15 protein-coding genes are annotated in these 16902 nt (G+C 66.9%); 8 read left to right on the top strand and 7 right to left on the bottom strand.

The genetic code is table 11. The features are described 5' to 3' along the window. Positions 1-704: 704 nt before the first annotated feature. From ACFYPA_RS33370 to ACFYPA_RS33350, 5 genes are all read left to right on the top strand, one after another. Positions 705-2345 (top strand): ABC transporter substrate-binding protein, encoded by a 1641-nt coding sequence (locus ACFYPA_RS33370; RefSeq protein WP_389136135.1) that lies wholly within the window; start codon positions 705-707, stop codon positions 2343-2345. 169 nt (positions 2346-2514) lie between these two features. Beyond that, positions 2515-3447 carry an ABC transporter permease gene (locus tag ACFYPA_RS33365; RefSeq protein ID WP_359319951.1) on the top strand — a complete coding sequence of 311 codons (933 nt, stop codon included), beginning with the start codon at positions 2515-2517 and terminating at the stop codon, positions 3445-3447. Further along, positions 3440-4387: an ABC transporter permease gene (locus tag ACFYPA_RS33360; protein ID WP_359319907.1), complete on the top strand. Its 948-nt coding sequence runs from the start codon at positions 3440-3442 to the stop codon at positions 4385-4387. Before ACFYPA_RS33365 ends, ACFYPA_RS33360 begins: the two co-directional genes overlap by 8 nt. Before the next feature lie 10 nt (positions 4388-4397). Next, positions 4398-5456, top strand: coding sequence for an ABC transporter ATP-binding protein (locus ACFYPA_RS33355; RefSeq protein WP_359319909.1), 1059 nt, complete (start codon positions 4398-4400; stop codon positions 5454-5456). After that, positions 5449-6591, top strand: a complete 1143-nt coding sequence (locus ACFYPA_RS33350) for an ABC transporter ATP-binding protein (RefSeq protein ID WP_389136132.1) — start codon at positions 5449-5451, stop codon at positions 6589-6591. The genes ACFYPA_RS33355 and ACFYPA_RS33350 overlap by 8 nt, the downstream gene beginning before the upstream one ends. Before the next feature lie 171 nt (positions 6592-6762). Here ACFYPA_RS33350 and ACFYPA_RS33345 read toward each other — a convergent pair whose 3' ends face one another. Further along, positions 6763-7677 carry a hypothetical protein gene (locus ACFYPA_RS33345; protein WP_389136130.1) on the bottom strand — a complete coding sequence of 305 codons (915 nt, stop codon included), beginning with the start codon at positions 7675-7677 and terminating at the stop codon, positions 6763-6765. Between the two features lie 28 nt (positions 7678-7705). Next, positions 7706-8680 carry a helix-turn-helix domain-containing protein gene (locus ACFYPA_RS33340; RefSeq protein WP_389136127.1) on the bottom strand — a complete coding sequence of 325 codons (975 nt, stop codon included), beginning with the start codon at positions 8678-8680 and terminating at the stop codon, positions 7706-7708. 264 nt (positions 8681-8944) lie between these two features. Between ACFYPA_RS33340 and ACFYPA_RS33335 the strand changes: the two genes are divergently transcribed. Continuing rightward, a protein-coding gene (locus tag ACFYPA_RS33335) for an IS5 family transposase (protein WP_389136124.1) occupies positions 8945-9780 on the top strand; the annotation gives its coding sequence in 2 pieces (ribosomal slippage) (positions 8945-9326 and positions 9326-9780; 837 coding nt in all). 6 nt (positions 9781-9786) lie between these two features. Here the strand turns inward: ACFYPA_RS33335 and ACFYPA_RS33330 are convergent. Beyond that, positions 9787-10296, bottom strand: a complete 510-nt coding sequence (locus tag ACFYPA_RS33330; protein ID WP_389136121.1) for an ATP-binding protein — start codon at positions 10294-10296, stop codon at positions 9787-9789. A gap of 162 nt (positions 10297-10458) precedes the next feature. Here ACFYPA_RS33330 and ACFYPA_RS33325 point away from each other — a divergent pair, with 162 nt between their 5' ends. Continuing rightward, the gene (locus tag ACFYPA_RS33325; RefSeq protein WP_389136200.1) at positions 10459-11337 is read left to right on the top strand and encodes a helix-turn-helix domain-containing protein; all 879 of its coding nucleotides are present in this window, start codon (positions 10459-10461) and stop codon (positions 11335-11337) included. Continuing rightward, entirely contained in the window at positions 11334-11543 is a 210-nt protein-coding gene (locus tag ACFYPA_RS33320; RefSeq protein WP_359319920.1) for a DUF397 domain-containing protein, read from the top strand. The genes ACFYPA_RS33325 and ACFYPA_RS33320 overlap by 4 nt, the downstream gene beginning before the upstream one ends. A 226-nt stretch (positions 11544-11769) precedes the next feature. On the opposite strand, the gene ACFYPA_RS33315 is transcribed toward ACFYPA_RS33320, so the two are convergent. The 4 genes from ACFYPA_RS33315 to ACFYPA_RS33300 all read right to left on the bottom strand — a co-directional run bounded on the left by ACFYPA_RS33315 (position 11770) and on the right by ACFYPA_RS33300 (position 16893). After that, entirely contained in the window at positions 11770-12855 is a 1086-nt protein-coding gene (locus tag ACFYPA_RS33315) for an ABC transporter ATP-binding protein (RefSeq protein WP_389136118.1), read from the bottom strand. A 26-nt stretch (positions 12856-12881) separates the two neighbouring features. Next, a complete protein-coding gene (locus ACFYPA_RS33310; RefSeq protein WP_359085295.1) occupies positions 12882-13919 on the bottom strand; it encodes an ABC transporter ATP-binding protein in 1038 nt (345 codons plus the stop codon). A gap of 59 nt (positions 13920-13978) precedes the next feature. After that, a complete protein-coding gene (locus ACFYPA_RS33305) occupies positions 13979-14959 on the bottom strand; it encodes an ABC transporter permease (RefSeq protein WP_359085296.1) in 981 nt (326 codons plus the stop codon). A gap of 170 nt (positions 14960-15129) precedes the next feature. After that, positions 15130-16893: an ABC transporter substrate-binding protein gene (locus tag ACFYPA_RS33300; protein ID WP_359085297.1), complete on the bottom strand. Its 1764-nt coding sequence runs from the start codon at positions 16891-16893 to the stop codon at positions 15130-15132. Positions 16894-16902: the final 9 nt, after the last annotated feature.

Below are 16902 nucleotides of genomic sequence, written 5' to 3'. Positions count from 1 at the left end.
GCCGCGGAACCGGGCCCTCCTCATGTCACCGGTCCCGAAGGATCCGCCGGCCCGGAATCCGGAACGCGCGACTGAGGGAAATATCACGAAGAGGAGGCCGCATTCGGTCTGCGGCCTGTTGCCCGAATTCGACACCCATTGGTCCCGCCCCCCCGGACCGGAATCGAATAGCACCCGATCGTTACGCACGGTGTTATGACGATTGCGGAATGCGATGACCCGGAGCCGATCGGTGCGGGGTTCACGGAATCAGCTGACGGGCCATCTGTTCAGGCGCCCCGCTGACCTGCTTGCATGGGTCGGCGGGGCGTTCCGCGTGCGGTGTGCCGGTACGGGAGGCACTGCAGGAAGAACGCGGAAAAGAAAAGCCGTTTTCGAGGGCCGGACGTCCGACTATCGGGCGCCACGCTCCGGAACGTGTGTGAACGGTCCGTTTCGGGCGTGTCTGTCTGGTATCGCTTTGTCCGTATTTCGGGTCTACGCGCAGAGTCGATGTTGTCAAAATGAGACCCTTTAGGTGTGGTTTACAGCCCAGTCGTACTTAATAGTTGGCTCCATTGAGCTCGGGTCAATGGGTCACGCACTGTGGGGAGTGCCGACTCACGAGCACACTCAGGGCACTGAAACGATCACCGTCAGGGGTGTCGGTGTATCAAGCCAGTGCCCTTCTTGTAGTCAAAAGTGGACTCATGAGGAGGAAACCCATGCGTGGTGCCAAGAGCGCCAAGTGGGTCGCGGGAGCGGCCATCATCGCCCTGGCTGCGACCGCCTGCGGTGGCGGCGACAGCGACGCCGACAAGGGCAAGGACAGCCCCAAGGGTGCTGTCAATGCTGACGGCATCTTCTCCGTCGAGGTCGGTGAGCCGCAGAACCCGCTGCAGCCGGCCAACACGATGGAGTCGAACGGCAGCATCGTCACCGACGCGATCTACTCGCAGCTGGTCGACTACGACCCGTCCGGCAAGCTCGAGATGATCAACGCGGAGTCTGTCGACGCCAAGGACAGCAAGCTCTGGACGGTCAAGCTCAAGAAGGACTGGAAGTTCCACGACGGCACGCCCGTCACGGCCGAGTCCTACATCAAGGCCTGGAACTGGGCCGCCAACATCAAGAACAACCAGACCAACGCGTCCTGGTTCAGCGACATCAAGGGCTTCGCGGACGTCCACCCCGAGGACGCCAAGGCCAAGCCGAAGTCGGACGTCATGTCCGGTCTGAAGAAGGTGGACGACTACACGTTCACCATCGAGCTCAACGCCCCGCTCCCGTACTTCTCGTACAAGCTCGGCTACACGGTCTTCTCCCCGCTGGCCGAGTCCTTCTACGCGGACCCGAAGGCCGCCGGCGAGAAGCCGGTCGGCAACGGCGCGTACAAGTTCGTCAGCTGGGACCACAAGAAGCAGATCAAGGTCGTCCGCAACGACGACTACAAGGGTCTCGACAAGGCGAAGAACGGCGGTGTGGTCTTCAAGAACTACACCACCCTCGAGACCGCCTACGAGGACCTGAAGTCCGGCAACGTCGACGTGCTGCGCCAGATCGGCCCGAAGGACCTCCCGGTCTACCGGTCCGACCTCGGTGACCGCGCCGTGGACAAGGCGTACTCCGCCATCCAGACGATCGCCGTCGCGTTCTACACCGACCAGTTCAAGGGCATCGACCCCAAGGTCATCCAGGGTCTGTCCATGGGCATCGACCGCGCCACGATCACGAAGACCGTGCTCCAGGGCACGCGTGAGCCGGCCACCGGTTGGGTCGCGCAGGGTGTCCTCGGCTTCCAGAAGGACGCCGCGGGCGACGTCACCAAGTACGACCCGGCCAAGGCCAAGGCCCTCATCAAGGAGGGTGGCGGCGTTCCGGGCAACAAGATCTCGATCCAGTTCAACGCCGACGGCGGCCACAAGGAATGGGTCGAGGCGGTCTGCAACAGCATCACGCAGTCGACCGGTGTCAAGTGCGCCACCGACTCGAAGGCCGACTTCCAGGCCGACACGAACGCGCGTGACGACAAGCAGGTCAAGTCCCTGTACCGCTCCGGCTGGGTGCTCGACTACCCGGTGAACGCGAACTTCATCTCGGACCTGTTCCGGACCGGCGCCGCGGGTAACCAGGGTGACTTCACCAACAAGGCCCTGGACGCGGAGATCAAGAAGGCCGACTCCGCGGCCTCCCTCGACGAGTCCGTCGCGGCGTACCAGAAGATCGAGAAGGAGCTGGTGAACTACATGCCCTCCATCCCGCTCTGGTACTACAAGGTCAACGCCGGTTACTCGGAGAAGGTCCAGAACGTGGACTACGCCCAGGACGGCGACCCGATCCTGACCCAGATCGAAGTCAAGAAGTAACCACACCGACGTAGTCCGCGCGCAGGCGCGGGACCGGCACTGAAAGACGGTCCGCGCCTGCCCGCACGCAGTGGCCGGGGGGCCCTTCCACGCAACCGACGAACCCACAGGGGGAGTCGGTGCGGGGGAGGGCCCGTCGGCTGCCGCCTGCCTATTACATGGAGGCATGATGGGGCGCTATGTCGCACGACGACTGCTCCAGATGATCCCGGTCTTCCTCGGGACAACGCTGCTGATCTTCCTGATGGTCTACACGCTGCCCGGCGACCCCGTGCGTGGCCTGTTCGGGGACAAGGGGGCCGACCCGGCCACGCTGGAAGCGATGCGACACAAGCTCGGACTGGACCAGCCCATTCTGGTGCAGTACTGGGACTACATGAAGGGCATGATCCTTCATCAGGACTTCGGCGACCAGATAGCCAGCGGACGTCCCGTCACCGATGTTCTCGGTGACGCGTTCCCGGTCACCCTGCGGCTGGCCGGCATGGCGTTCGTGATCGAGATCATCCTGGGTATCACCCTCGGCATGATCGCTGGTCTGCGCGCGGGTCGCCTGGCCGACAACGCGGTCCTCATCGTGACGCTGCTGATCATCTCGATCCCCGTCTTCGTGCTCGCGCACATCGTGAAGTCCGTGTTCGCGGACCAGCTGGGGCTGATCTCTCCGAACGTCTCGAACGAGGCGACCTGGAGCGAACTGCTGACACCCGCCATCGTCCTGGGGTCGCTGTCACTGGCCTACGTGGCACGACTGACCCGTACGACGATGGCGGAGAACCTGCGGTCGGACTACATGCGGACCGCCATAGCCAAGGGACTGCCCAAGCGGCGGATCATCGGCGTGCACCTGATGCGCAACTCGATGATCCCCGTCATCACGTTCCTCGGCACCGACCTGGGAGCCCTGATGGGCGGCGCGGTGGTCACCGAGTCGGTCTTCAACGTCAAGGGCATCGGCGGAACCATCGTCGAGTCGATCACCCGGCGTGAAGGCACCACACTGGTGGGCCTGGTCACCATTCTCGTGCTGGTCTACCTCTTCATGGCACTGCTCGTCGACCTGCTGTACGCGGTCCTGGACCCGAGGATCCGTTATGCCTGACGTGACCAAGACCGCACCCGCGCCCGTGGACTCCAAGGGACCCGTGACGGATCCGACCGCGCTCGTGAAGGCCGAGAAGGCGCGCAGCCTGTGGGGCGACGCCTGGGCCGACCTGCGGCGCAACCCGTACTTCCTGGTGTCCTCCGTCCTCATCGTGATTCTCCTCGCGATAGCCGTGTTCCCGGGCCTGTTCACCAGTGCCTCGGCCACCCATGCGGACCTGGCGCACCACTTCCTGACCAAGCCGGAACTGGGCAAGATCGGTTCGGAGGGCTGGCTCGGATACGACGGCCAGGGCCGCAGCGTCTACGCCCGCGTCATCTACGGCACCCGGGCCTCGATCACCGTCGGTGTGTGTGTCACCGCACTGGTGACGCTGTTCGGCGGACTCATCGGCATGCTGTCCGGCTTCTTCGGTGGCTGGGTGGACTCGATCCTCTCGGGCTTCACCAACATCTTCCTCGGCCTCCCCTTCCTGCTCGGCGCCATGGTCGTGCTTCAGGCGTTCTCCGAGCGCAAGGTCTGGGTGGTCGTCCTCGCCCTGGCGTTCCTCGGTTGGACCCAGATCGCCCGTGTCATGCGCGGCGCGGTGATGACCGTCAAGCAGGCCGACTACGTACAGGCGGCCCGGGCGCTCGGCGCGAGCACCAGCCGGATCATGTTCCGGCACATCCTGCCGAACGTGATGGCTCCGGTGATCGTCGTTGCCACCATCTCGCTCGGTGTCTACATCTCGGCGGAGGCGACGCTGTCGTACCTCGGTCTGGGTCTCGCCGACCCGACCATCTCCTGGGGCATCGACATCTCGACCGGCTCGAGCCAGATCCGGGTGGCCCAGCACATCCTGATCTACCCGTCGATCATGCTCAGCATCACCGTTCTGGCGTTCATCATGCTCGGCGAAGCCGTCCGCAACGCCCTCGATCCGAAGTCGCGATAGGAGGGCGAACGTGGCCACCATCAACAAGACCGCCGAAGTCCCGTCCCCCCGCTCGGGAGACGACTATGTCGGCCCCCTGCTCGATGTCCGTGACCTGCACGTGGAGTTCCACACCCGCGACGGTGTGGCCAAGGCGGTCAACGGTGTCAACTACAGCGTGAACGCCGGCGAGACCCTCGCCGTTCTCGGTGAGTCCGGTTCCGGCAAGTCCGTGACGGCGCAGGCCATCATGGGCATCCTCGACATGCCGCCGGGCAAGATCCCGCAGGGCGAGATCCTGTTCCGCGGCCAGGACATGCTCAAGATGTCCTACGAGGAGCGCCGGAAGATCCGCGGCCAGAAGATCGCCATGATCTTCCAGGACGCGCTGTCCTCGCTGAACCCGGTGCTCACCGTCGGCTACCAGCTCGGCGAGATGTTCCGGGTCCACCAGGGCCTGTCCAAGAAGGAAGCCCGCGCCAAGTCCATCGAGCTGATGGACCAGGTGAAGATCCCGGCCGCCGCGGCCCGGATCGCGGACTACCCGCACCAGTTCTCCGGCGGTATGCGCCAGCGCATCATGATCGCCATGGCGCTGGCCCTGGAGCCGGACCTGATCATCGCGGACGAGCCGACCACCGCGCTCGACGTGACCGTCCAGGCCCAGGTCATGGACCTGCTCGCGGAGCTTCAGCGCGAGTACAACATGGGCCTGATCCTGATCACGCACGACCTCGGCGTCGTCGCGGACGTCGCCGACAAGATCGCCGTCATGTACGCGGGCCGGATCGTCGAGACCGCTCCGGTTCACGAGATCTACAAGCGCCCGGCGCACCCCTACACCAAGGGCCTGCTGGCGTCGATCCCGCGCCTGGACCAGAAGGGCCAGGAGCTCTTCGCGATCAAGGGGTTGCCGCCCAACCTGCTCCACGTTCCGTCGGGTTGTGCTTTCAACCCGCGCTGCACGATGGCGCAGGACATCTGCCGTACGGATATCCCGGCTCTCTCGCCGGTGACCGAGCAGGACGGCGCCGAGTTGGACGGCCGCCGTAGCGCCTGCCACTTCTGGAAGGAGACGCTCCATGGCTGACATCAAGAAGGAGCCCGTGGACGCCACCCCGAACGTCTCCGACGTGGAGACGGTCGACGCGGCCACCGAGGCGGAGGCCGTAGCCGCCATCGACGCCCCCGTGTCGCAGGGCGAGCCCATCCTCCAGGTCCGCAACCTGGTCAAGCACTTCCCGCTGACCCAGGGCATCCTGTTCAAGAAGCAGGTCGGCGCGGTCAAGGCCGTGGACGGGATCTCGTTCGACCTCTTCGCGGGGGAGACGCTCGGCATCGTGGGCGAGTCAGGCTGTGGCAAGTCCACCGTCGCCAAGCTCCTGATGACGCTGGAGCGGGCCACCGCCGGCGAGGTTTTCTACAAGGGCCAGGACATCACCAAGCTGTCCGGCCGCGCGCTGAAGGCCGTACGCCGCAACATCCAGATGGTGTTCCAGGACCCGTACACCTCGCTGAACCCGCGCATGACGGTCGGCGACATCATCGGCGAGCCCTACGACATCCACCCCGAGGTGGCCCCGAAGGGTGACCGGCGGCGCAAGGTCCAGGAGCTCCTGGACGTCGTGGGCCTCAACCCGGAGTACATCAACCGGTACCCGCACCAGTTCTCCGGCGGCCAGCGCCAGCGCATCGGCATCGCCCGCGGCCTCGCGCTCAACCCCGAGATCATCATCTGCGACGAGCCGGTCTCCGCGCTCGACGTGTCGGTGCAGGCCCAGGTCATCAACCTGATGGGGAAGCTGCAGGAGGAGTTCAACCTCTCCTACCTCTTCATCGCGCACGACCTCTCGATCGTCCGGCACATCTCCAACCGGGTCGGCGTCATGTACCTCGGCAAGATGGCCGAGATCGGTACGGACACGCAGATCTACGACCACCCGACGCACCCCTACACCCAGGCGCTGCTGTCGGCGGTCCCCGTCCCGGACCCGGAGGCCCGCGAGGGCCGCGAGCGGATCATCCTCTCCGGCGACGTCCCGTCCCCGGCCAACCCGCCGTCGGGCTGCCGCTTCCGCACCCGTTGCTGGAAGGCCGAGGCCAAGTGCGCCGAGGAGATGCCGCTGCTGGCGATCCCCGAGCGCTTCAAGACCTCGAAGACGCCGGCCGCGCACGAGTCGGCGTGCCACTTCGCGGAGGAGAAGGACGTGGTGCACGCGGCCTGACGCCGCCCGCACCGTCCACTGCGGACCACACCGGACCCCTCGGGAGCCCTAACGGGAACCCGGGGGGTCCGATGCTGTGTGGGCACCGGCCGCGATGGAAGGCCGGGGAGCCGTCACGCGGTGATCACGGCTGCGGCTTCGTCCTGCCTCTCGGCGAGGGGCCGTGGCCGGTCAGCGATCCGCGGTGAAGACTTCCTCGGCGGTGGTGGCGGTGGCGGCGCCTCGGACCCAGCGACTGAGCAGGTGGGAGTCGGTGCAGTCGGTGATCCTCTGGCGGAGCTCGTCGGTGAGAGCGATGCCGCGCGCTTCGAGGATCAGCAGGAGGCTTTCCGCCTGCCCCTTGGTCTGGGCCTCGGCTCGGCCTTGGGCTCGGCCTTGGGCTCGGCCTTCGTCTCGGATTTCTTCGGACATGAAGGACTTGTAGAAAGAGGTATCCACGGCCACCAGGTTCCTCCACTGTTGTGCGGCCGGGCGGTTGCCCAGGCCTTGTGCGGTGAGTTCGACGATGGGCTCGGCGACGTCGTCCGGTGCTTCCCGGAGTGCGGCGGAGAGCGTTTTCAGTATGGCACCGACGTCCGGATTGTCGGCGTGGGTGATGGCGGCGAGGGTGGCGAGTGCGAGGTCCTTGCGGGCTTCGGCGACGTTGGTGATGACGGGCATGTTGTGGGGGCCGGCGACGAGTGGGCTGAGGGTGAGCGTCTGCCAACGTCGGAAGCCGATGGTGATGGGGGCGGCGGCCCATTGGGCGGTGGCGTGGTCCTGGCAGACGACCAGGAGCAGGACGGGCAGGCCGCCGTACCGGTTGTGGAGATAGCTGACGTAGTACGGCCAGCTGGTGGTTTTGCGGGGGTCCTTCTTGCCCTGGGCTTCGATGGCGAGGAGGAAGGGGCCGTCGTTCTGGGTGTCGATGCGCAGGAGGGTGTCGACGCGGCGTTCGACGGGGCTGTTCTCGGTGAGGTCGGTGGGCAGGACGGTGGCCGAGGTGGGCGATGGGATGTCGACGCCGAGGACTTCGGAGACGCGGGAGAAGAGGCCTGGGTACTCCTGGAAGATGCGGTGCATTGCTTCGTGGGGTGAGCTGACCATGCGGGTCCGTTCGGGGTGAGGGTGGCCGTCAGGCGGCTGTGTGCAGGTCTGAGTGCGCTTCGGTGCGGCAGTCGCGGCAGTGTCCGGGGTGGGTGGCGCGGTAGGCGCGGTCGCAGGTGTCGCAGTTCTGGAGTGGGATGACGATGGTCTTGCGGCGGGGTGGGGGTGTGAGGTCTGCGGTGCCGGGGAGTGGGGGTGGCAGCAGGGTGGTGATGCGGTTGCGGACGAACTTCGCCGGGTGTTTGACCGGGTCGGGGAGTTGGTTGGTGAGGGCGTGGCGGATGGTGTCGGGGTGGGCGTCGCGCTCCAGCCAGGCGGCGACTCCGGGGGTGAGTTCCTCGATGTCCTGGGGGCGGAGGGTGAGTTGGGGTGCGTGGCGGCGGAGGTCGGTGAGGACGGCTGCGGCGGTTCGGAGTAGTTCTTCGGTCGGTGCGTGGGGCTGGGGGAGCGACGCGGGCGGGGTCCTGGGTGCGGTGGGTGGTGGTACGCGGACGGGTGCGGGGAGCGGTGGTGCGGGTTCGGCGACCGGGGGAGGGGGTGGAGCTGGAGCGGGCGTCGGCTCGGGCTTGGTGGGTGCTTGTGGCCGGGGCCGCTGTGGTGGCGTGACGGCGGCCGGGGGTGCGTCGGCTCCTGGGTGGTTGTACGAGGTCGTGCGGGTGGCGATGCGGCCGTTGGGGAGGCGTAGGCGGCTGCGGTGGAGGTAGCCGGTGGCTTCGAGTTCGCGGAGTGCGGCGGCGATGCGGGTCTCGCTCTCCGGGAAGCGGGCGGCTAGGGCCTTGATGCCGATGTTCGCCCCGGCGGGCAGCGACTGGATGTGTGCGGCGAGCCCGATCGCGAGGAGGGAGAGCTTGCGGTGCTGGGCGAGGTGGTTGCCGATGACCGTGAAGCCCGTGGTGTGGCGGGCGTTGACGTGGAGGACGCCGGATGTCGGCGTGACGTCGGGCCGAGTGCCGGGGGTACCGGGCTGGGCGCGCGGGGGCGCGATAACCTGCTGCGTATCCATCGGGAAGCTCTCTTCTTCCTCGTGGTCAGGCCTCGGGCGGGATTACCAGTCCCGGCCGGGGCCGTCTCATGTTCTGTGGTTGTCGCGGCGAGCATATGCCAGCCAACCCGTCCCAAATCCAGCCCAGTTGCCATTGTTCACTCGCGCGAGTGATGCAGGTCAGGACGGGGGCCGGGTGGGGTTTGGTGGGGTTATTTCCCTGAGTTCTTTAAAAGCCTTTAGAGCTCCTAACAGAAGTCTCGGACGATGTGACTGTCGGCTTGGATGCTCGTTGGACTGTTCGTGGGGAAGAGAGAGTCACGTCCGTGGGTGGTCTCGGACGAACTGTGGTCGCTCATCGAGCCGTTACTACCTGGACCGGGGCCGAAGTTGGTCGCCGGGCGGCCGAGAGTGCCTGATCGGCAGGCGTTGTGCGGGATCTTGTTCGTGCTGCATACGGGGATCCAGTGGGAGTATCTGCCGCAGGAGCTGGGCTTCGGTTCGGGCATGACGTGCTGGCGACGGCTTGCCGCATGGAACGAGGCCGGCGTCTGGGACCGGCTGCACCTGGTGCTGCTGGCCAGGCTCCGTGCCGCGGGGAAGCTCGACTGGTCGCGGGCGGTGATCGACTCCTCCCATGTCCGGGCCGCTCGGCGCGGCCCAAAAGCGGTCCCAGCCCGGTCGACCGTGCACGACCGGGCAGCAAGCACCACATCCTTGTCGAGGGGCAGGGCATCCCACCCGCGGTGTCCCTGACCGGTGGAAACCGCAATGACGTCACCCAGCTCTTGCCCCTCCTGGCGAAGATTCCGTCGGTGCCGGGTCTCGTGGGAAGACCGCGTCGGCGGCCCGACATCCTGCTTGGCGATCGTGGCTACGACCACGACAAGTACCGGCGCCTGGTCTGGGCGCAGGGCATCAGGCCGGTGATCGCCCGCCGAGGAGTTGCGCACGGATCCGGCCTCGGCGTTCACCGCTGGGTTGTCGAGCGCACGATCGCCTGGTTCCACGGATTCCGACGACTCCGCGTCCGCTGGGAGAGAAGAGACGACATCCACGAAGCATTCCTCGGCCTCGCTACCTGCCTAATCACCCACCGCCACGTCCAACGCCTTTGTTAGGACCTCTTAGACGTCGTGGGCGGCCACGTCGCGGTTGAGCGGGTCGCGGCTCACCGGGTCGCGGGTACCCGCGACCCGGTGGATTCGGGCCGGTACGAGGTCGAGTTCTGCCCACACGGTCTTGCGGGGGACCGGGCCCTCGACGACGCCCCATCGGTCGGCCAGGGCCTCGACGATGAGGAGGCCGCGCCCGCTTTCCGCGAGCGGGCCGGGGGTGGCCGGGCTGGGCAGGCGGTCGCCCCGGGTGTCGGTCAGTTCGATCCGCAGCAGTAGAGCCTCCCCGCTGACGGTGAGGCTCAGGCGGAAGTCCCGGCCCGGTACCCGGCCGTGCTCGACGGCGTTGGCGGCCAGTTCGGCGACGATGTGCGCGGCCGATTCCGTGGGGAGTCCCCAGTCGCCCAGATGCGCCGTGGTGAGGAGGCGGGCGAGTCTGGCGCCTCGGCGGGTGGGGGAGAGCAGAACCGTGAACTGCCGGGCAGGAGCGGGAGGTTCGCTTCGGGTGATTTCTCGGTTCACAGCACTCACCGTGGCCGTGACTGCTTAGCGTGACCAGTGACTTGGCGCTTACGTACGGTCATTGTCCCGAGCTTGTCCAGTGCTGTCCTGGCTGTCCGGGGTGACATGCGGGGGACGTACACGGTTGAGCAAGGAGGCATGCACGTCGGAAGTGGGGCATGGATGAGCGTGGACGAAGCCGGTGCGGAGCGGGTGGACAGCGGGGCGGACGAACCGGGCTGGGACGTCGACCCCGACGACGAGTCGGGGGTGGCGGTGGTCGCGGCGGTGGGCCGCCAGATCAAGGCGTGGCGGGAGGCGGCCGGGATGCGGGCCGGCGAGTTCGGGGCCGCGATCGGGTACGGGGAGGACCTGGTCTACAAGGTGGAGGGCGGGCGGCGGATTCCCCGGCCGGAGTTCCTGGACAGGGTGGACGAGGTGTGCGGCGCGGGTGGCAAGGTCTCCGCGATGAAGCAGGATCTGGCCGAGGTCCGGTACCCGAAGAAGATCCGGGAGCTGGCGAAGTTGGAGGCGCAGGCAGTCGAGTTGTCCTCGTACGGCAACCACAACATCCACGGCCTCCTGCAGACCGAGGCGTACATGGGCGCGCTGCTGGCTACACGTCGGCCCGCATATTCGCAGGCGGAGCATCAGCGGATGGTGGATGCGCGCATGGCTCGACGGTCCGTCTTCGAACGCGATCCCGCTCCGGAGTTCAGCTTCGTTCAAGAGGAAGTAACGCTGCGCCGCCCCATCGGGGGCGCAAGGGTCATGCGGCAGCAGCTCGAACGCCTCCTGGAGATCGGGGGGTTGCGGAACGTCGATATCCAGGTGATGCCGACGTGCCGTGGGGATCATCCGGGCTCGGGTGGCCGGATCCAGGTGCTGAAGTTCGGCGATGGTTCGGCTGTGGGGCGTACGGACAACGAGTTCGCCGGCCGTCCCGTATCCGACCCGAGGCAGCTCCGAATCCTCGAACTGAGGTATGGCATCATCCGGGCTCAGGCTCTCTCGCCAGGAGAGTCGCTGGCCTTCATCGAGCAAGTGCTGGGAGAGACATGATCCGCAAGATCATTGCCGAGGAAGCATCCGGCCCGGAGTGGTTCAAGAGCAGCTACAGCGACAGCAGCGATGGCAATGACTGCGTCGAAGTCGCGGCTGCCCCCGACGCGGTGCACGTCCGCGACTCCAAGAACACGGACGGCCCCCGGCTCGCCTTCGCGTCCGGTGCGTGGGCGGACTTCACGTCCTACGCGTCGAAGGGCTGAACCCGCCCTGATCCGATGGCCTTCTGCCAGGGAAGCCAAGAAACAGAAGGCGCCCGGAACCGATAGGTTCCGGGCGCCTTCCCCGTATACCCGAAAACCGGGCTCGCAGGTGGCTCGGGTCAATGGGCCGACGTGCTCGGTTCTCTGGGCCGGGGAGGCCCCGCGCCACGAGGGACCGATCGGGTCCATCGTCCGCGGGGCCGCCCCGGGGCCGAGGAGAGGGGTGTCAGCCTCGGGCCTTCGGGTCTTTGGCGGTCTCCTCGGCGGACTTCGTCACGTCGGCCTTGCGGGCCTGCGGGACGGAGGACACGGACTGGGAGTCCTCGGGGTAGTGGCAGGCCGTCAGATGGCCGTCCCGGCTGCCTTCCACCCGGATCAGCGGCGGCGCCTCGCTCGCGCACTTGTCCGTCGCCTTCCAGCAACGGGTGCGGAAGCGGCAGCCGGAGGGCGGGTTGAGCGGGGAGGGGACGTCGCCGGTGAGCAGGATGCGCTCCCGGGGCGGGACCTGGTCCGCGGTGGGCTCGGGCACGGCGGACAGCAGCGCCCGTGTGTAGGGGTGGCGGGGGTTCCCGTACAGGTCCTCGCGGTCGGCGATCTCGACGATCTTGCCGAGGTACATGACGGCGACGCGCTGCGAGAAGTGGCGCACGATCGCGAGGTCGTGAGCGATGAAGAGGAACGCGATGCCGAGTTCCTGCTGGAGCTTCTGGAGCAGGTTGACGACCTGGGCCTGGATCGACACGTCCAGTGCGGACACCGGCTCGTCGGCCACGATCAGCTTCGGCTCCAGAGCCAGTGCGCGGGCCACCCCGATGCGCTGCCGCTGGCCGCCGGAGAACTCGTGCGGGAAGCGGTTGTAGTGCTCGGGGTTGAGGCCGACGGTCTCCAGGAGTTCGCGGACCCGGGACTCGAAGCCCTCGGCCGGCTTGATGCCGTTGATCTCCATCGGGGCGGAGATGATCTTGCCGACCGTCTGACGCGGGTTCAGCGACGCGTACGGGTCCTGGAAGATCATCTGGATGTCGGACCGGATCGGCGCGAGCTGCCGGCGACCGGCGTGCGTGATGTCCTGGCCCTGGTAGCTGATGGTGCCGCCGGTGGGCTCCAGCAGCCGGGTGATCAGCCGGCCCGTCGTGGACTTGCCGCAGCCGGACTCGCCGACCAGGCCCAGGCTCTCGCCCGCGGCGATCTGGAGGTCGAGACCGTCCACGGCCTGGACCGCGCCGACCTTCCGTTTGAAGGGGAACCCGCCCATCACCGGGAAGTGCTTGGTCAGGCCTTTGACGTCAAGGAGGGGGCTCGTGTTGCTCATGATCGTGGGATCCCGTCTCTTGTACGTCAGTGCGACTGGCTCGTGGCGTATTCGGCGAAGAAGTCGCGGCGTTGGTCCGCCGTGAGGTGGCAGGCCGCGGTGTGCCCGCCGGCGCCTTCCAGTACCGGCCGCTTGCCGGAGCAGAGGCCGCTCTCCGTCCGTTCCGTGAAACCGCACCGCGGGTGGAAGCTGCATCCGGACGGCGGGTTGAGGAGCGACGGGGGCGCTCCCGGGATCGGCGAGAGAGGTACGTCGACCGGTCCGTCCAGCGTAGGCATGGACCCCAGCAGACCCCAGGTGTACGGGTGCTGCGGCGTGCGCAGCACCTCCTTCTTGGTGCCGCGCTCCACGCACCGGCCGCCGTACATCACCAGCACGTCGTCGGCGATGTCGGCGATGACCCCGAGGTCGTGGGTGATGAAGATGATCGCCGTGCCGAACTCCTGCTGGAGTTCCTTGAGGAGGTCCATGATCTGGGCCTGCACCGTGACGTCGAGCGCGGTCGTCGGCTCGTCCGCGATCAGCAGCTCGGGGTCGCAGACCAGCGCCATCGCGATCATCGCGCGCTGGCGCATACCGCCGGAGAACTGGTGGGGGTAGTCGTCGACACGCATGTCCGGCTGGGGGATACCGACCCGCCTCAGCATCTCGACGGCCCGCGCGCGGGCGTCCTTCTTCGAGGCGCCGGTGTGCTTGCGGTACGTCTCGCTGATCTGCCTGCCGATGGTGTGGTACGGCGACAGCGAGGCCAGGGCGTCCTGGAAGATCATCGACATCGTGTTGCCGCGCAGCTGTTCCAGCTGCCGCTCGGTCGCGGTGAGCAGGTCCTTGCCGTCGAGCAGGATCTCGCCGTCGATGGCGGTGTGGGCACGGTCGTGCAGGCCCAGGATCGTCAGGTTCGTGACGGACTTGCCCGAGCCCGACTCGCCCACGATGCCGAGCGTCTTGCCCCTGGCCAGGTCGAAGGAGAGACCGTCGACGGCCTTGACGACGCCGTCTTCGGTGGAGAAGTGGACCTTCAGGTCCTTGACGGACAGGAAGGGCTGCTGATCGGTGCTCGTCACGGGGACGCTCCTGAGGGGGTGATGCCGGGTGGTAGCTGTCGAGGGCGGGGCGCCCGGGGTCAGGCGAGCCGGATCCGCGGGTCGATGAAGGCGTAGACGGCGTCGACGATGATGTTCATGAACACGATCGCGCCGGCCGCCAGGACGGTGACACCCAGCACCATCGGCAGGTCGCTCTTGATGGTGGAGTCCACCGCGAGGCGGCCGATGCCCTGCATGCTGAAGGTCGTCTCGGTGATGATCGCGCCGCCGATCAGCACACCCAGGTCGATGCCGAAGACGGTGACGATCGGTCCCATCGCGCCGCGCCAGGCGAAGCGGAAGAACACGTTCGCGCGAGAAAGTCCCTTGGCGCGGGCCGTGCGCACGTAGTCCTCGCTGAGCTCCTCGACGAGTTGGGAGCGTGTCATACGGGTGTAGTTGGCGGTGAAGATGATCGCCAGGACGAACCACGGCAGAAGGAGCCCGGAGAACCACGCGGCCGGGTCCTCGGTGAGCGGGGTGTACGACGGCTGCGCGAACAGGCCGAGCTTCGAGACCAGGAAGAACATCGCGATGTAGCCGACGAAGTAGATCTGCAGCGAGGAGCCGAACAGCGAGGCGGAACTGGCGAACTTGTCCAGGAACTTGCCCTGCTTGACGGCGGCCAGCATGCCCGCGCCGATGCCGAGGATCAGGAAGACGACGGCCGCACCGAAGGCGAGCGAGAGGGTCGTCGGCAGGCGGTCCATGATCGTGCCGAGGACGGGCTCGCGGTTGGCGAAGGAGTAGCCGAGGCAGGGCGCGCTGCAGTAGCCGTAGCTGGCATAGTCACGCCCCGCGAAAACGCCCACCAGCCAGTGCCAGTACTGCACCGGGACCGGCGAGTCGATGCCCAGATTCTGTCGCACCTGCGCGAGGGCTTCCGGTGTGCAGTTCTTGCCGCACGACATCATCGCCGGGTCACGCGGGACGGCGTAGAAGAGGGCGAAGGTGATGGCACTGACGATCAGCAGGATGACCAGTGCGCCGAGGATTCGGCGGAAGAGAAAGCGGGGCATGGAGGCGTGACTTTCCGGACGGGGCGCCGTCGCCGGGGCGTGATGGGGAGAGAGCCGGAGAGGGAGGCCGGGCGAGCGGCCGCCCCCGGCGGTCCCACCGCCGGGCCCGCGTCGGCCACCTCCGAGAGGCGGCCGACGCGGGCCCGGCAACGGGAGCCGGGTGGTACGGCCTACTTCATGGCGTACATCTTGCAGAGCGCGACGCAGGTGTTGGCGCTGTCGTAGACGACGTTGCCGACCTTGGACCCGTACATCCAGTTGCGGAGCGGGTGGTAGTCCGGGACCGTCGCGGCCAGCTCCATGATCTGCCGGTCGATGGCGCCCCAGGCCTTGTTGGCCGCTTCGGTGTCCGCGATCGCGGAGGCGGCGTTGATGGCCTTGTCGACGCTCGGGTCCTTCAGCTGGGCGTAGTTGCTGCGGCCGTCGCCGATGTTCTCGCCGCTCCAGCACGGGTAGAAGACGGAGTAGCCGTTCGGCCAGTCCGGGCTCCAGCCGGCGGCGAACATGTCGAAGTCGTTGTCGATCTTGCCGATCTGGGTGTAGAAGGTCGACTTGTCGATCTGCTTGTTGACGACCTTGAAGCCGGCCTTCTCCAGGGCGTTCTTGACCGCGACGGCCTGCTTCAGCGCGTTGTCCGAGGTCTGCCAGGCAATGACCAGCTTCTGGCCTTCCTTGCCGGCCTCCTTCAGCAGGGCCTTGGCCTTCTCCGGGTCACCGCCGGGCTTCGTGGTCGCGCCGTACAGGTCGAACTTCTGGTAGCCCGGGGTCACCGGGGAGAAGATCGTGGTGGCGATCTCGGTGCTCGAGGCACCGCCGCGGATGGTCTGCAGCTGCTGGTGCGGCCAGGCCCAGTTGATGGCCTGACGGACCTTGACGTCCGTGATGCGGGTCGTGTTGATCGGCCAGTAGTAGGTCGCCGTGTCGACCGCGTTGAGGACGCGCTTCTTGTACTGCGGGTTGGTGAGGACCTGGGCGATACGCTCCGCGGCGACCTCGTTGAAGATCGTCATCGCGTACTGGTCCTTGCCCGAGTCCGCGATGAAGCGGTCCGTGGCGGCCAGCGGCTGGAACCCGAACTGGAAGACGTACTTGTCCGGGTAGTTGTTGCGGATCGAGTCGGTCGCCGGGTCCCAGTGCTCGTTGCGCACGTAGGTCAGCGACTTGCCGATGCTGCGGCTCTCGATCTTGTACGGGCCGCTGCAGAAGGGGCGCTTGTCGTACTTCTCCTTGGTGTCGTGCTTCTTGTTCACCAGGGCGTAACCACGCATGGCGAGCGTGTAGTTGAAGTCCGCGCGCGGCTCGTTCAGACGGAAGGTGATCGTCTTGCCCTCGACCTCGAGGGACTCCAGCTTCTTGCCCTCGTAGGGGCCCTTGTACTTGTCGCCGCCGACCAGGAACTGCTGGACGTAGCGGGGGCCCTCGGTGACGAAGGCGGCGAAGCCGCGCTCGAAGGTGTGGCGGAGGTCCTCCGCGGAGATCTCCGAGCCGTCCTCCCACTTCACGCCGTCCTTGAGCGTGAACGACCAGGTCTTGCCGCCGTCCTTCATGGTGCCGGCGTCGGTGGCGAGGTCGCCGACGAGTGTGGCGCCGCCCTTGTTGTCGATCTTGTAGCCGGTGAGGCCCCGCAGGATCGGGACGGTGATCGCGGCCTCGGTGGAGACGTAGATCTGCGCCGGGTCCATGTGGTCCATGTCGAACTGGTCGAGCGAGTAGAGCGTCCCGCCCTTGACCGCTCCCGTGACCTCCGCGGCCGGCCCGGTCGAGTCGGCCTTGGTGCCGACCGGGATCTCCTGGGTCTTGGAGCCGCTGACCTTGGGAGCCGTGTTCTTCTTCGAGCTTCCGCCGTCGTTGCTGCCGCCGCACGCCGTCAGGACTGACGACGAGGCCGCCACCACGCCGGTGGCGATCAGAAAGTTTCTACGGGAGAAAGACATGGGTGATCC

Origin of the sequence: Streptomyces sp. NPDC005775, assembly GCF_042871565.1 — a bacterium.
Lineage (GTDB): Bacteria > Actinomycetota > Actinomycetes > Streptomycetales > Streptomycetaceae > Streptomyces.
Note: the sequence above shows the minus strand (reverse complement) of the source record. Positions and strands in the feature narration are given on the sequence as shown.

Excerpts from the sequence above, each read along its gene's own strand:
- ACFYPA_RS33370 (WP_389136135.1), top strand. The coding sequence starts at position 705 with ATGCGTGGTGCCAAGAGCGCCAAGTGGGTCGCGGGAGCGGCCATCATC.
- ACFYPA_RS33365 (WP_359319951.1), top strand. The coding sequence starts at position 2,515 with ATGGGGCGCTATGTCGCACGACGACTGCTCCAGATGATCCCGGTCTTC.
- ACFYPA_RS33360 (WP_359319907.1), top strand. The coding sequence starts at position 3,440 with ATGCCTGACGTGACCAAGACCGCACCCGCGCCCGTGGACTCCAAGGGA.
- ACFYPA_RS33350 (WP_389136132.1), top strand. The coding sequence starts at position 5,449 with ATGGCTGACATCAAGAAGGAGCCCGTGGACGCCACCCCGAACGTCTCC.
- ACFYPA_RS33345 (WP_389136130.1), bottom strand. The coding sequence starts at position 7,677 with ATGGTCAGCTCACCCCACGAAGCAATGCACCGCATCTTCCAGGAGTAC.
- ACFYPA_RS33340 (WP_389136127.1), bottom strand. The coding sequence starts at position 8,680 with ATGGATACGCAGCAGGTTATCGCGCCCCCGCGCGCCCAGCCCGGTACC.
- ACFYPA_RS33325 (WP_389136200.1), top strand. The coding sequence starts at position 10,459 with ATGAGCGTGGACGAAGCCGGTGCGGAGCGGGTGGACAGCGGGGCGGAC.
- ACFYPA_RS33320 (WP_359319920.1), top strand. The coding sequence starts at position 11,334 with ATGATCCGCAAGATCATTGCCGAGGAAGCATCCGGCCCGGAGTGGTTC.
- ACFYPA_RS33315 (WP_389136118.1), bottom strand. The coding sequence starts at position 12,855 with ATGAGCAACACGAGCCCCCTCCTTGACGTCAAAGGCCTGACCAAGCAC.
- ACFYPA_RS33305 (WP_359085296.1), bottom strand. The coding sequence starts at position 14,959 with ATGCCCCGCTTTCTCTTCCGCCGAATCCTCGGCGCACTGGTCATCCTG.
- ACFYPA_RS33300 (WP_359085297.1), bottom strand. The coding sequence starts at position 16,893 with ATGTCTTTCTCCCGTAGAAACTTTCTGATCGCCACCGGCGTGGTGGCG.